The sequence below is a fragment of the Ensifer adhaerens genome (genome assembly GCF_001270265.1).
Taxonomy (GTDB): Bacteria; Pseudomonadota; Alphaproteobacteria; order Rhizobiales; family Rhizobiaceae; genus Ensifer; species Ensifer adhaerens_B.
Window position 1 is genome coordinate 13246 of record NZ_LGAP01000028.1, and the last position, 14757, is coordinate 28002.

A 14757-nucleotide genomic window follows, 5' to 3' on the forward strand; every position below is an offset into this window, starting at 1 on the left:
TCGATACCGACCCGTCTCTTGTTGCTCGCCGCCTGCTCTAACGGTGAACCCGTTCTCATTGACTTGAACCTGCTCGCCGAGGCGGCCGCCCGGCTCGAGCGAATGAACAACGCGATTGGGGGCTAAGGCGGATGTACCAGGTCTTTGCTTTCCTCGACAATCAGTTCAAGGCTCCACTTGAGAGCTTCATTTCTTCCGGAACATCCAACATCAGCACGTGGGTGGCGGGGCCTTTGACTGTGGCTCTCGTGCTCTATGTGGTCCTGTATGGCTATCTGGTTCTCAGAGGTTCCATAGAAGCGCCTGTGCTGGAGTTTGCCTACCGCGCGATCAAGCTCGGCATTTTGGTGATGCTCGTGCGCAATGCTGCGGAGTATCGGGCGTTTGTAACCGATCTATTCTTCACCAGCCTGCCGCAGGAAATCTCCACCGCGCTCAACACCGGCACCGTACCGAGCGCTTCGACATTTGATGCGCTGCTCGACAAGGGGCAGGCGTCAGCCAACCAAATCTGGAACAGAAGCTCTTGGCCGCTCGACATCGCGACCGCGTTCGGTGGTCTCTTGATGGTCGTCGTTACATTCATCGTCGCTGCGATCGGCTATATCATCTCCCTCTATGCCCGCGTCGCACTCGCAATCATTCTGGCACTCGGTCCCATTTTCATTGCACTGGCGATGTTTCAGAGCACGCGGCGCTTCACCGAAGCCTGGATCGGCCAACTGGTCAATTTCGTTATCTTACAGATCCTGGTCGTTGCGGTCGGCTCGCTCCTGATCACAACGCTCGACACGTCGTTCACCACGGTCGAAGGCTATGAGGACGTCTTGATGCGGCCGATAGCGATCGGAGCCATTGGTATCGCAAGCCTCTATGTCTTTTATCAGCTCCCCGGTATCGCAGCATCCCTTGCTGCCGGCGGTGCGTCGCTCACCTATGGCTCGGCAGCCGTCCAGCGCACCGCACGGCGTGGTATGCGCGCCGCCGCTCGCCGCTTGTCGGCACACGACACGTCGTGAGCCTGCCATTGCTTCTCCAGCAAGGCGCCTCAACGGCGCTGCGCGCCACTTAAAAAGAGGATGAACAAGGGATACCGGTCGATATGCCGCGAACTGTCTTCTGCCTTTTATTGTTGGCCCTGGTCAGCGGATGCAACACAATGTCTTCTCATCTCCCCAAATGCGACGGCTACGCCAAACGCCCGCTCAATCGTTCAATGTGGCAATGGGAGGGCGGCAGACAGCTTGCTGCAAAACCGCTCGGCTACTTACTTGAAGAGCGTGTTCCCGCTGCCTTCGAGGATTTTGACGAACGCGCGTCCTATCGCAAATGCGTCGGGGAGCTGGGGCGCCAATGATCACCCCGGATGGTTTGAAGGCGTATTTCGACAGGGCGCGCCGTTTCGATCATGATCGCTTGATAAGCGTCGAACGTTCGGCACGAATTGCCTGGGTTATTGCGATTGTTGCAAGCTTCGTTGCCAGCGCCGCTGTCTTTGCCGTCGCCGCGCTCACGCCATTGAAGACGGCCGTGCCATTCGTCGTGCGTGTCGACAATTCGACCGGGATTGTCGACGTGGTGTCGGCCCTGACCTCAGGGGTTGGAAGCTACGACGAAGCGGTGACCAAGTATTTTGCCGCGCGCTATGTCAGGGCGCGCGAAGGCTATGTTTGGTCGGAGGCTAAGGAGAACTTCGAGACCGTCTCACTCCTGTCGGCGCAACCCGAGCAGATGCGCTTTGCCACGCTTTACCGCGGCAGCAATCCCGACTCCCCACAAAATGTTTACGGGCGCGGCTCGACGGCGAAAATCACGATCAAGTCGATCTCCCTGATCAACGCAAACGTCGTGTCGGTGCGCTATCTCAGCACCATCACCCGTGCAGGCGATGTCCGCGCGACCCATTGGGTGGCGACGATCACTTACTCCTATGTCAACGCCCCGGTCTCCTCGACCGACCGGCTGGTCAATCCGCTTGGCTTCGTCGTCAGTGAATATCGGGCAGATCCGGAGGCGATCAATTGAAGACAATTTCATTGCCAGTCTTTGCCGCCATTGTCGCCGTTACCGCGGTGTTTCATCCAGCCTTGGCCCTCGATATTCCGAGCGGCGCCGGGCAGGACAACCGTGTTCGTTTCGTCAACTACCAGCCCTACAACATCACCCGCATCGTCGGCACGCTTCGCTCGTCGGTTCAGGTGGAGTTTGCGCCCAACGAGGAGATCGCGCATGTGGCGCTCGGCAATTCGGTCGCCTGGGAGGTGGCGCCGGCTGGCAATATTCTGTTTCTAAAACCCCGCGAGAACCAGCCGATCACCAACATCTCCATAGTCACGACAAGACGAGATGGCTCCAAGCGCAGCTATCAGATGGAGTTGACGGTGCGCGACGGCTCCGTTGCTGCCGGGCAAGATACCTATTTCTATGTGAAGTACCGTTATCCCGCCGACGAGGCGCAGCGCAAGCGCCTGGAAGCGCAGGCCCGGGGCCAAGCGCAGAAAGCCGGTGCTGCAAATGACGTTTTGGCGCTCCATGAGCAATATGGCCCGCGCAACTGGCAATATTCGGTGCAAGGTTCTGCCGCGATCGAACCGCAGGCCGTCTACGACAACGGCAAGCTTACGACGTTTGTCTTCGCCGACAATCGGGAGATCCCAGCAATCTACCTTGAGAACTCCGACGGAACCGAAAGTCTCGTCCCGAAATCCGTCTCCGATGGTCTTGTGCTCGTTCATGCCATCAGCCGGAAGTTCATCCTGCGTCTTGGAGTGGATGTGCTCTGCGTCTTCAACGAAGCCCATACTCTTGGCGGCGACAATCCCAATACAAATACGACATCCCCATCGGTGGAGAGGGTCGTCAAGGCACCAGCTGAGGACACAGCCCAAAGAGACATACAATGACAGACGATCTTCAAACGACGATTCCCGGCGAACGCGGACATGCCCAGCTTCCACAAGGGTTTGACAGCAACCCGGCTCTCAGACGCGGCGTCGTTGTCGCAGCTATCCTCGCCTTCATCGGCTTCGGACTGTGGTCGATGCGTTCGCAGACCCTTGACCCGAATGCCAATCGTGAGGAGCGGGTGGTCATCCGGCAGGCGACCGACTTCGAGCCGGCAAAAGAGGAGCCGAAGACAGTGGAGCCATTGCCCGAAGTCAAATTGCCGACGCCGGTTATCGCCGAAACGCCCGTCGAACCCGAAAAGGACGAGCTTCTGGAATCTGCCCGGCGAGCGCCAGTTATGGCCTTCAGCGTGGGCCAAGGGATCGATCGCCGGTTGGAAAATGCGCAATCAGCGCCGGATCAATCTTCGACCTATCTGCCCATCAACGGCATGCTTGGTGGCGAGGTAGGCGAGAACGAAGATCAGCGTTTCGACCGCATGCTGAAGCCGACACGGCTCGAAGGTTCGCGCGCCGGACATCTCGGCAACCGCAACTATATCGTCGCGATGGGAACTTCGATCCCTTGCGTGCTCGAAACGGCGCTGTCGTCTGACCAGCCTGGCTTCACCAGCTGTGTCATCAATCGCGACGTGTTCTCGGATAACGGCCGCGTGGTGCTGATGGAGAAGGGCACACAGATTGTCGGCGAATACCGCGGCGGTCTGCGGCGCGGCCAGAAGCGGCTCTTCGTCCTCTGGAATCGTGCGAAAACGCCGACCGGTGTCATCATTGCGCTTGCTTCACCCGCGACCGATGCGCTCGGTCGCGCCGGTTTTGACGGACATGTCAACAGCCATTGGTGGGAGCGCTTCGGCAGTGCTTTGCTCCTGTCGATCGTTGGTGATGTGGCGAGCTTTACCGGAAGGCAGTTACAGGATCAGAACATCGACGCGGAGGGTACGACGAGCGCCGGCAGGCAAGCGGCAGCGATCGCCGTCGAGCAATCGATCAACATTGCCCCGGCGCTAAGCAAGCATCAGGGCGAGCTCGTGTCGATTTTCGTGGCGCGTGATCTCGATTTTTCCGGGATCTATGAATTGCTTGTGACCGAGCCACGCAACACTATTCTCGATCGTTCCGTCCTCGGCGACTTCAGCAAACGCGAGCGCGTGGTAACGAAATGAGGATCAGCGCATGACGGGAACGTGCGACGCGCCTGTGGTGCGCCAGCTTCTCCAGCCGATCGCCGGATTGCTGCAAAACCCCACACTCTATGAGGTGGTCATCAATCGGCCGGGCGAAGTCCTGGCCGAAGGTACCGCTGGCTGGTCGCGCTTTGACGTTGCGGAACTGACCTTCGACAGATTGATGCGTCTCGCCCGCGCCGTTGCCAGTCATTCGCATCAGGCGATCGACGAGGCGAGGCCGATCCTTTCGGCAACTCTTCCGGACGACGAGCGCATTCAGATCGTTATCCCGCCGGCAACAACAAAAGGCACGGTTAGCATCACCATTCGAAAACCCTCATCGGTGTCTCTGTCGTTAAGCGGCCTCGACGCAGCAGGGCTGTTTGCCGTGACCGCCGCGGTGGATGATCGATCCGACAGTCCGGACAGAAGGCTGTCGCAGCTTTATAGAGCAGGAAACTATGCGGCGTTCCTAAAGCAATCGGTTCTTGCCCGGAAGAACATCATTATTTCCGGGGCGACTGGGTCGGGTAAAACCACGCTGTCGAAGGCGCTGATCCAGCACATTCCGACGTTCGAGCGCATTATCACAATCGAAGACACAGCCGAGCTGGTCATACCGCAACCAAACCACGTTCGGCTGTTCTATTCGAAAGGTGAGCAGGGCCTTGCGAAAATCGGCCCCAAGGACCTGCTGGAGTCAAGCCTGCGGATGCGTCCCGATCGAGTCCTGCTGCAGGAACTGCGCGACGGCACGGCTTTCTACTACATCCGAAATATCAACTCTGGGCATCCAGGGTCCATCACCACAGTACACGCTGACTCGGCAGCCCTCGCGTTTGAGCAGCTGACCCTCCTCGTTAAGGAATCGGACGGCGGGCAGGATCTCGCACGCGACGATATCCGCAGCCTCTTGAAGATGTTGGTCGATGTCGTCGTTCAATGCAAACGGGTGGAGGGGAAGTTCCGGGTGACAGAGATATGGTCAAGTCGCTCGGCATAATCCCTTCTGCCGCAGCAGCCCCGGGTCGGATGCTCTTGGCCGGCGCTTCAGGACCTTCATGGCGAGTGGCCCCGCAAGGCCTATAAGGCTGCGCTGCGCAGGGCACACTGGGCCAATTGGGGTCGATTGATTACCTGGCCGCGGCGGCAGCCATCGCCTCTCACACTGTTTGACAACAACCGGGTATTGCCGGATCGTCTGTGTTTAGCAGTGAATTTCAATGCAAGCAGACTTTTGATGCAGCGTTGTCGGCGTGACGATGCCCGCTCGATTGAGCAGCAATCCCGTCGAGCGGTGCCCACGAGCCCCTTTTGAAGCAAAGCGTAGCCTGAACCAATATGGGAGGATAACGTGAGCGACCATGTCTACAAGAAGGTGGAACTTATCGGTAGTTCGAAAGTCTCTGTGACCGAGGCGATCGAGACGGCGATTATGCGGGCCTCGAAAACCATGAGAAATCTCGAATGGTTCGAGGTGGATCAGATCCGGGGACAGATCAAGGATGGCGCGGTGGCGCAGTATCAGGTGGTTGTGAAGGTCGGATTTCGGATCGACGATTGACACGCTAGGCCAGTTGTCTGTCCCGACGCACGAAGCTGTCTGCGCTTGTCGATCGGGTATTCATAGAGGCCGCGGATGCCGGTTACAGCATACCGGCGAGCAATACCTCTCGGTCAAACTGCAAGCACCCGAGATCGGCGTGATCTTCGGCAACTCGCGGACCTTGGTGGATCCTGCGAGCCTGTCCGTCGGCTGCCTCGGCTAATGACGAAACGCGCGGCGGCCTCCCAACGTTGCATTATTTCCGGGCGATAACGTTGCTCGTGAAATTCCGATCTCATGCGGCCCGCGATGCCGGTTTTTGAACGCCGGGATGCGATGGCGGGTACGGACCACGCGTCTCCCCGATCGGTCGCGTCGGAAACCATTCCCGTTCTCGATGTCGCCTTTCTAAGGGACCGGCCGCGCTCAGCGTCAACCCGCAAGGGGTTTCCCTCCGCTTCGCTGCGGTGACACTTGCGGCTCGGCCCCTTCTTCGGGCGCCATCGGGAATGGTTCCCGAGCAACCGAAGGAGACAGCACCATGGCCACCACGATCGCAACCCTTACCGAAAAGACCGACGGCACCCTCGAAGGTCTCTTCGCCACCATCAAGGTCAACGCCCCGATCGCTCTCATCCCGAATGCCCAGAAGGCAAGCGAAGGCGCCCCTGACTATCGCATCATCCACCGCCGCACTGGCTTCGAGATCGGCGCTGGCTGGTACCGGAACTCGCAACGCACCGGCGAGGAATACCTCTCCGTCAAGCTTGAAGCGCCCGAGATCGGCGTGATCTTCGGCAATGTCGCACCGGCACCCGGCGGCGAGGCGAACCGCAAGGTCATCCTCTGGAATGATCCAGCCTGAGCGCCGCACACGCCGGCCCCGCGGTGATCGCGGGGCCTCTCCGTCAAGCCCCTTCATCCTGGAGAATTCCAATGGACCTCATCACCGATGAAATCCGCGCGGCCCTCATCACCAACGGTCAGCGCTTCCAACGCGATCCAGACTTCGATCCGCTTCCGCTCGTCAAACTGTTCACGCCCGACGCGGCCGCCACATGGTTGATCGCCTCTGCCGAACCGGAGGATCCCGATCTGCTCTTCGGGCTCTGCGACCTCGGCGTCGGGTTTCCCGAACTCGGTTCCGTTCTTCTTTCGGAGATCCAATCCGTTCGCGGCCGCCTTGGCCTGCGCGTCGAACGGGACATCACCTTTAGAGCGGACCGGACAATTTCGGCTTATGCCAAAGTCGCTACCGCAGCCAGCCGGATTGTCGCCTAGCTGAGTACATAGCCAGGAGGGACCGTAGCCGGCGGGCTACGGTCCCAGTTTCTTTGTCGTCATTGCCGAAATGCTAAATGGTGAAGCTGCAATCGGTTCTTGTCAGAAGGCGAGGGCAGCCAGTCGCCAGCTTTTTCTAGGTGGCATACCCAACCCACCCTATCTGCTCAGAAACGTGAGCATGCCATGAGGGGTCGGAACGCTTCAAGGCCGCGCGGCCCCTCCAATTTTGCCGCAAGCGACAAAATCGGCTCCTCCGCGCGCCGGCTCCGCCGGTCGCGTGACGCGAGCCTTGACCCATTCCGACCCCTCATGACCGACGGCGTCATCTTTCACAAATTCAAGGAGATGACGATGACGATCGAACAGCACATCGAGGAACTGCGCGCCGAATTGCAAAACTGCCTGGACGCCGAGGAGCGCCACCAGATCGAAACCGAACTGGAAGCGGCACGGCAGGAACTGGCACGTCGCAACACCGATGACCCGCCTCCAGAATAGGCGGCCGTGCGTCATTGCTTCGACCGCAACCTATCGCCGAGCGGCGACGGGATGTGATCGTTCAGGTCGCCGCTGCCTTGACGAACCGGTTGGGTTCGACCGCCGCATTCATGTCCTTTCTCCGAAAATAAATCGCCCGACCGCAACGCAACGGACTGTGGCCCTGGACAATGATGATCTGCTCGTCCTTGCGCAGCGACTGGATAATTTCGTGCGGCATAATCAGCGGTCTGCGCTGAAGGCTGACACTCTCTGACCGCCTTGAACCTTTGTCCGAACTGCTCCCGCCGATATTGCGGGACCGACCTTCGACCTCAACGGTCATTTCACCACATTGAGCGGAAACGTTGCGGGCCGTGTCGAGCGCTTTGATCGCCGCATAGGATGCAAAGGCGCATCCATCGATCCAGGAGGTCGCGCCATCACGGCCAAAGTGCTTTTCGAGCTGGCCGACCGATTGATACATCAACATCAGCGTTATGCCGTATTTCCGGCCGTAGTCACGGGCATCCTCGAGCACGCGCATGAAGCCGAGTAGATCGACCTCATCGAGCATGAAGAGCGCGCGGCGGTGGAAGGTCCCGTCGGCCTGGATCATGGCATTGATCAGTGAGCCGACGATGACGCGGGCAATGCCCGGATAGCTGCGCAGGATCGATGCGGGAATGTTCAGGAAAACGTCGATCGCGCCCTTGACGATATCGCTCGATTTGAACGCCTTCCCGCAGACGAGTGCGGCATAGTCGTCGAGCGACAGCCATTGTGTATCCTTCGACGCGGTGGAATAGACGCCACTGAAAGTCTGTTCCGTCATATTGGTGAAGACGCCGAGCGTTTCGCGGACAAAGGCCGATTGCGATGTTTCCTGAATGTCGCGCAACATCGCCAGGACCGACGGTTCGGGCTCGGAAACGATCTGGCGCAGACTGCGTAGATCGCGCCGGCCGGCGTAATCCGGAGAGAGCATGACGTGCGCCAGCAAACCCGTCAGAAGATTGTGCGCCTGGTTCTGGAAATATGACCCCGTCGATGTTTCGATCCGAGAGCTTTCCGACAAAAGCATGTGAGCAACCGCGACGATGTCTTCTTCCTTGGATTTCGAGGTTTCGATCCAGTCGAGAACGTTGAAGCCCCAAGCGGGATTGGATGGGCCAAGTACGATGCAGGTTCGTTTGAGCTTCGATCGCCGATGGGCAACAACCATCGGCGCTACTTCGGTCGAGGGATCGAGGCAGATCAGCGGTCCGGTATAGCGCAACGCTGTCGGAATAACGTTACTCGTGGTCTTGTATCCGCCTGGGCCAGCGAAAAACAGCATATGAGTGGAATCGAAATCCTGCCTATAGGTGAGCAACGGTGCCTTGCCGCCTTTCCCCCAGGTTGACTGGTCGTCAGGCCGAAAGGGGACACTGCGGATCGCCTCTCGATCGACGCGGTAGCGCTCGCCGATGACGATTTCACCATCCGGCGGAAACAAAGTGGTAGCGGCCGTCATCGAGAGCCAATCGGCGTCGCCGAAGGTGCCCCGCCGGGCTCGTTTGACCGGTCCGCCGTTGACTATGGACAGACGGGCGGAGATCGCCACGATGGCAAAGCCGCCGATTGCGCCTACGGCTGCGTACAGGTCGAGATAGGAAAACGCCCCTGCCCAGGTGACCACTCCAGACTGAACGAAGGGGGATAGGCGGGCGTGTTCCCGCACGGCGTAAAATCCGCCAATGCAGAGAAACGTGATGACACTGACAAGCGCGATCGGTCTGCGCCGGTGCAGAGGCAAGACCGCCACAGTAATGAGCCCCGAAATCGGTCCAAAGAAAAGATTTGGGATCGGCGACGCACGCATGAACCAATAGGCGTACTCGGGCGCAACCATAGTCGCCATCGTCGGCCACTTGTAAGCTGTGAAAAGCAGTGTCGTAAGGCTCACTGCTATCGGCACGAGTGCCAGCAGGACCATCGGGCTGAACCGCCGCTTCGCCGTCATCCCGCACCCTTTCTTTACAACTTCATCAGTGCGCGGGCCTCCGCCCGAAAGGCCTCCGCGCCGAGGGCGCATAGCCGATCATGTTCCACCGTCCCGACCGGGACCCGGTTCGCCTCAATCAGCGCGCCGAGCAAGAACGCCCGATCGGCATTCTTTAAGCCTGCCTTGATGATTAATCCGCCGAGGATGATTTTCTCGCGGGTTTCGCGCTTGGGCTCTTGCGTCATCCTGCGTTGCCGCTTCCGTTCGAGAAATACAATCCGCTGGTCCATCCGCCTAAGCCGATGGACCATCGGCCCCTCGGACCCTTTCGCGAAATCGCGTGACGATCTCTGCGAAAATGGCGTCGAGCTCGCCGTCGGGAATATCGAGTTCGGCGAGACCGGCTTTCTGCGCCATCCGGGCGAAACGCTCGTTGGCTTTAACCAGCAGGTTCTTGCGCTTCACGCGCAGTGTTTCGATCTGAGCGTCGATTTCGGAGATGGTCGTTTTCGTGCGCATGACTCTTCCTTCCTCAGTCTGCGATGAGCCGCGATTATACGCGTACAAATATGATAGTCAAATCTTTCGGAATGAGGTATGAAAATTGAAGTTCAGAGCCAAAAAGCGGCGTGTTAAATGCGACATAGTCGGCGAATGGCGCAATATACGTCGCAGTTGCGACCCGCTTAGAAGAGGAGTTCGAGCTGATTTGGCTATCATGTTCGTGAGAGCACAGGTGATCAGTCGGAGTGCCGGACGCAGCATCATCTCCGCATCTGCCTATCGTCATCGCACTAAGATGATGGACGAACAGATCGGTAAGGAATTCCGCTACTATGGCGGGGCTGTGGAGCTGGTGCATGAAGAGCTTGCTTTGCCGGCCGAGACACCCGCATGGCTGAAAGCGGCCATAGATGGGCGCACGGTCGCTGGTGCCAGTAAGGTGCTCTGGAACGCGGTCGACCGTTTCGAGACGCGCTGCGATGCGCAGCTTGCTCGCGAGATCATTCTCGCGCTTCCGGTGGAATTAGACCGCAAGGAGAACATAGAACTTGTGCGCGACTTCGTGCGCGAGAACCTCACGTCGCGAGGAATGGTCGCCGATTGGGTTTATCACGACAAGGACGGCAATCCGCATGTCCATATCATGGCAACGCTGCGCCCTTTGGCCGAGGAAGGGTTCGGCCCGAAGAAAGTCGCGATCGTCGGCGAAGACGGCCAGCCGGTACGCGTCAAAACGCCCGACCGACCTGAGGGGAAAATCGTTTATCGGCTGTGGGCAGGCGACAAGGATGCGATGAAGAAGTGGAAGGTCGCCTGGGCGGAAACGGCAAGTCGCCATCTGGCGCTTGCCGGTCATGACTTCCACCTCGATGGTCGTTCCTACGATGAACAAGGACTTCGCGGACTGGAGCAGCGGCATTTCGGTCCGGATCGTGCTGCGCTTGTTCGTAAAGGCATCGAAACGTATTTTTCACCGACGGCATTGGCCAGGCGCTATGAGATTGCCGACCGGCTCATGGATGATCCGACCCTGTTGCTTAAGCAACTCGCCAACGAGCGATCGACCTTTAATGAGAGGGACATCGCACGCGCGCTTCATCGCTATATCGACGATCCGATCGTCTTTGCCAATATACGCGCCAGGCTGATGGCATCGGACGATCTAGTGATACTGCAGCCACAGCGGCTAAATAGCGAAACCAGCAAAGTCGAGCGGCCGACGGTGTTCACTACGCGCGATCTGGTCAGAACCGAATATGAAATGGCACGCTTGGCAACCAAGTTGTCGAAGATGAATGGCTTCGGTGTCTCTAAGACCTGTGTTGATGCCGCCGTTGCATCACTTGGATCAGAACGCTCTGCCGCGGGTGTTAGGCTCGACGCAGAGCAAATCGACGCCGTCCGGCATGTTACCGCCGGTGGCGCCATCGCCGCGGTCGTCGGTGTGGCCGGTGCCGGTAAATCGACATTGTTAAGTGCCGCCCGTACTGTCTGGGAAGCAGAGGGGCTGCGTGTCGTCGGTGCGGCACTCGCCGGCAAGGCTGCTGAAGGATTGGAGGAAAGCTCCGGCATTCGCGCCCGCACCATCGCCTCCTGGGAGCGTGCTTGGGAACGGGGAAACGACCTTCTCGGAAAAGGCGATGTGCTAGTCGTAGACGAGGCCGGAATGGTGTCGTCAAAACAGATGGGGAGTTTGTTGAAGCGCATCGAGGATGCGGGCGCAAAGGCGGTGCTCGTCGGTGATGCGATGCAGCTTCAGCCGATTCAGGCGGGTGCGGCTTTCCGGGCGATTGTCGAGCGCATCAGCTCTGCGGAACTGGCTGGTGTCCGGCGGCAGAAAGAGGAATGGGCGCGTACCGCCTCTAAGCAATTTGCCCGCGGCGATGTGAAAGCGGCCCTTGCCGCTTATGGCGAACGCGGACATATCGTTAGCGCCGAGACCCGTCAGGCTGCCATCAAGCGCATTGTCATAGACTGGACAACTGCACATCGCGAACTGGTAGCGGAGGCTGAAGGTCGCAAACTTCGTGGCGACGAATTGACTGTGCTCGCGCATACCAATGACGATGTAAAGGTGCTGAACCGTTCTATTCGCGATGTGCTTTCGACGGATGGATTGTTATCGGACGGCAGGCCGTTCTTGACCGAGCGCGGTGTGCGGGAATTCGCGGTTGGTGACCGAATCATCTTTCTCGAAAATGCCCGGTTCGTCGAGCCGTATGCCAAGAACCTCACTGTTCAGCACGTGAAGAACGGCATGCTCGGGACGGTTCGCTCGACGGCAGCCAGAAGTGAGACGACACTGCTCACGGTCCGGCTCGACAATGGACGCGATGTCGTTTTTGCCGAGGGTACCTATCGCAATGTCGATCATGGCTATGCCGCCACCATCCACAAAAGCCAGGGTTCGACCTTTAATCGCGCCTTCGTGCTGGCGACCGGCATGATGGACCAGCATCTGACGTATGTCGCGATGACCCGCCACCGCGATCGCGCAGATCTTTATGCCGCGCAGGAGGATTTCCAGCGGAGGCGGGAATGCGACAGAGCGCTGCGTGCCGATTACACCGACGGCGTTACCGGCGAGCTTGTCGAAACAGGTTTTGCGAAGTTTCGCGCGCGCGATGATGTAGGTTCAAGTCCCTATGCCGATCTTCGTATTGAAGACGGAATGACCCATCGTCTGTGGGGCGTCAGCCTGCCGAAGGCGCTAGAGGATGGCGGAGTGCAGGTCGGCGACACCGTAATGCTTCGAAAGGACGGGACAGAAAAGGTCACGGTCAAGGTTTCGGTCATCGGTGAAGACCCTGGCACAAGGCGCTTCGAAGAGCGTGTTGTCGAGCGCAACGTCTGGACGGCGGGGTTGATCGAGAAGGCAGAGGACCGACAACGCCGGATTGCCAGGGAAAACCGTTTGCCGGACCTATTTCCGCAGTTGGTTGAACGGCTCTCGCGTTCGGGCGGAAAAACGACCACGCTCGATTACGTGACGGAGGATGCATACCGATCACTGGCAGACGACTTCGCGCGGCGCCGCGGAATTGAGGTTGTTTCCGGCTGGAGCCTGGTTGAGAAAGCCTTTCGTGCGCTGAGCTGGGTTTCCGATCAGCGTGGTCGTGTGGTCCAGCTTTGGCAACGAGCAAACGCCGCGCTTGACATTGCGACTGAGCATTCCGAACGCATTGAGGCAAGCAGCAGTGCAGCCAAGCGGCAAGCTCCTAAGATCGCTACGGATGGCGATCCGGCATTACTCCCGGCAACGATGTCGTTCTCGCGGACACTCGAGGAGGATGCACGTCTTACCCATCTCGCATCACCTGCCTGGGCAGAGCGGGAAGCGATCATCATGCCTTTGCTCAAGCGGATTTACCGCGACCCGGCGGCCGCGCTTGCGCGGTTGAACGAGCAAACCTCGAATACCGCCAGGGATCCGCAGCTGATCGCAGACGGGCTTACTCGGTCGCCAAAAGGACTCGGGAACCTGCGTGGCGGCGAGAACCTTGTCGACGGTCAAGCGGCCCGGAAGGAGAGGGCGGTGGCATTATCAGCTGTGCCAGAGCTCGCGCTTTTGGCGCGAGCCCAAGCGACGGAGTTTCGCAGACAAGAAGCGCGCTTCCTCAACCGCGAGCGGATGCGCAGATTGCATATGGGCTTCTTTGTTCCGGCACTTTCCGAAAACGCAAGAGCGCGGCTTCTGGAGATCGAACTGGCCGGGGCGAAAGGGGGGGATGAAGCTTATCGGTCCGCTTTCCGGATCGCCACGCAGGATCGCTCAATAGTCCAGGAGGTCAAGGCCATCGACGAGGCCCTGACCCGTCGGTTCGGGTGGCTTGCGTTTTCCGACAAGGCAGATGGATTCGCTAAGCGCGACACGGCGATGCGAATGCCGGAAAGCATGGTGGAAGAAAAGCAGGTCGAACTGACAGCGCTGTTTTCGGGCGTTAGACGTTTTGCGGCAGAGCAGCGCATGATCGAAAAACGCGAGCCCGCTCAACTCATCGCGCCGGCAGCATTTGCTCCGCAATATGCGGTCGCGCGCCTGCCAATGCTGCCAGCTGCAACCGAATTCAAGACACGTGTGGAGGATGAGGCGCGGCTGAAGGCGGTGGAGGTATTGCACTATAGGCAAGAGAGGGCGGGACTCGGCCGGGACGCAGTTCGGATCTGGCGCGATCCGGCCGCCGCGGTCGCGACGATCGAAAGCCTTGTAACAAAGAAGATCGACCCCGAACGCATTGTCCATGCCGTTGTCGCTGATCCCGCCGCCTATGGTGCATTGCGTGGCTCGGACAGGGTGTTGGACAGGTTCCTGGCAGCAGGACGAGAGCATCGGGAAGCATTGCAGTCTGTCACTACCGCTGCCGCCTGCATTCGCGCAATGGGGCGTTCCTACGCCGCCGCCTACGAGGCGGAGTTGTTGGCAGTCAGCACTGAGCGAAACCGCATGACCGTCGCTATCCCCGGGCTGACCAAAGAAGCCGAGAGCGAACTCCGTCGCTTGACGGAACAGACGGCGATGAATGCGAAGCATCTAGCGCGGAAGGTCCGGGCGCTTAAACCGGAGATCCGTGCGGAGTTCGCAACCGTCTGTAAGGCGCTCGATGCACGTTTCGGACCGGGGGCACTCACCCGCGGCGACAGCGATGCGATTAAAGTGGTGCCGAAATCGCAATGGGCGGCATTTGAGGCGATGCGCCATCGTCTGCGCTGGCTTCAGCGGGCCACTGGCGCCTACCAAGCAGAAGAGGCAAGCGTCGAGCGCCAGCGCCGCGCGATCGACCAGGCACGAAGCCCCCCGCTATAGGGTGTCATTGGCCGGCACGAGTATGTAAATTGACAAGATCGGCTCGTCGAAATTGCAATTCGGATCTAGAGAATCGAAGC

At 59.1% G+C, this 14757-nt stretch carries 14 protein-coding genes; 11 read left to right on the forward strand and 3 right to left on the reverse strand.

What is annotated here, in order from left to right; genetic code table 11:
- The first annotated feature begins 131 nt into the window (after nt 1–131).
- From AC244_RS27540 to AC244_RS37695, 10 genes are all read left to right on the forward strand, one after another.
- Nucleotides 132–1019: a type IV secretion system protein gene (locus tag AC244_RS27540; protein ID WP_053252011.1), complete on the forward strand. Its 888-nt coding sequence runs from the start codon at nt 132–134 to the stop codon at nt 1017–1019.
- 140 nt (nt 1020–1159) lie between these two features.
- Nucleotides 1160–1357 (forward strand): hypothetical protein, encoded by a 198-nt coding sequence (locus tag AC244_RS35770; RefSeq protein ID WP_234717045.1) that lies wholly within the window; start codon nt 1160–1162, stop codon nt 1355–1357.
- The gene (locus AC244_RS27545; protein WP_053252012.1) at nt 1354–2025 is read left to right on the forward strand and encodes a virB8 family protein; all 672 of its coding nucleotides are present in this window, start codon (nt 1354–1356) and stop codon (nt 2023–2025) included. The genes AC244_RS35770 and AC244_RS27545 overlap by 4 nt, the downstream gene beginning before the upstream one ends.
- A gap of 5 nt (nt 2026–2030) precedes the next feature.
- Entirely contained in the window at nt 2031–2903 is an 873-nt protein-coding gene (gene virB9, locus AC244_RS27550) for a P-type conjugative transfer protein VirB9 (RefSeq protein ID WP_053252077.1), read from the forward strand.
- Entirely contained in the window at nt 2900–4072 is a 1173-nt protein-coding gene (gene virB10, locus AC244_RS27555) for a type IV secretion system protein VirB10 (protein WP_053252013.1), read from the forward strand. The genes virB9 and virB10 overlap by 4 nt, the downstream gene beginning before the upstream one ends.
- Before the next feature lie 10 nt (nt 4073–4082).
- The gene (gene virB11, locus AC244_RS27560; RefSeq protein WP_053252014.1) at nt 4083–5078 is read left to right on the forward strand and encodes a P-type DNA transfer ATPase VirB11; all 996 of its coding nucleotides are present in this window, start codon (nt 4083–4085) and stop codon (nt 5076–5078) included.
- A gap of 351 nt (nt 5079–5429) precedes the next feature.
- Nucleotides 5430–5639, forward strand: a complete 210-nt coding sequence (locus tag AC244_RS27565; RefSeq protein ID WP_053252015.1) for a dodecin — start codon at nt 5430–5432, stop codon at nt 5637–5639.
- Between the two features lie 523 nt (nt 5640–6162).
- Complete coding sequence (locus tag AC244_RS27570; RefSeq protein WP_053252016.1) at nt 6163–6486, forward strand: DUF736 domain-containing protein; 324 nt, start codon at nt 6163–6165, stop codon at nt 6484–6486.
- Between the two features lie 71 nt (nt 6487–6557).
- On the forward strand, nt 6558–6902 hold the full coding sequence (locus AC244_RS27575; RefSeq protein WP_053252017.1) for a DUF2958 domain-containing protein: 345 nt from the start codon (nt 6558–6560) through the stop codon (nt 6900–6902).
- 354 nt (nt 6903–7256) lie between these two features.
- Nucleotides 7257–7403, forward strand: a complete 147-nt coding sequence (locus AC244_RS37695; RefSeq protein ID WP_202596128.1) for a hypothetical protein — start codon at nt 7257–7259, stop codon at nt 7401–7403.
- Nucleotides 7404–7464: 61 nt separating this feature from the next.
- Here the strand turns inward: AC244_RS37695 and traG are convergent, their stop codons facing one another.
- Genes traG through AC244_RS27595 form a run of 3 tightly spaced genes read right to left on the reverse strand, consistent with a single transcriptional unit; the run spans nt 7465 to nt 9888 of the window.
- Nucleotides 7465–9387, reverse strand: a complete 1923-nt coding sequence (traG, locus tag AC244_RS27585; protein WP_053252019.1) for a Ti-type conjugative transfer system protein TraG — start codon at nt 9385–9387, stop codon at nt 7465–7467.
- A gap of 14 nt (nt 9388–9401) precedes the next feature.
- Nucleotides 9402–9614, reverse strand: coding sequence for a conjugal transfer protein TraD (locus AC244_RS27590; protein ID WP_053252078.1), 213 nt, complete (start codon nt 9612–9614; stop codon nt 9402–9404).
- Between the two features lie 49 nt (nt 9615–9663).
- The gene (locus tag AC244_RS27595) at nt 9664–9888 is read right to left on the reverse strand and encodes a TraC family protein (RefSeq protein WP_053252020.1); all 225 of its coding nucleotides are present in this window, start codon (nt 9886–9888) and stop codon (nt 9664–9666) included.
- Between the two features lie 190 nt (nt 9889–10078).
- On the opposite strand from AC244_RS27595, the gene traA reads away from it, so the two are divergent.
- Nucleotides 10079–14677, forward strand: a complete 4599-nt coding sequence (traA, locus tag AC244_RS27600) for a Ti-type conjugative transfer relaxase TraA (RefSeq protein ID WP_053252021.1) — start codon at nt 10079–10081, stop codon at nt 14675–14677.
- Nucleotides 14678–14757: the final 80 nt, after the last annotated feature.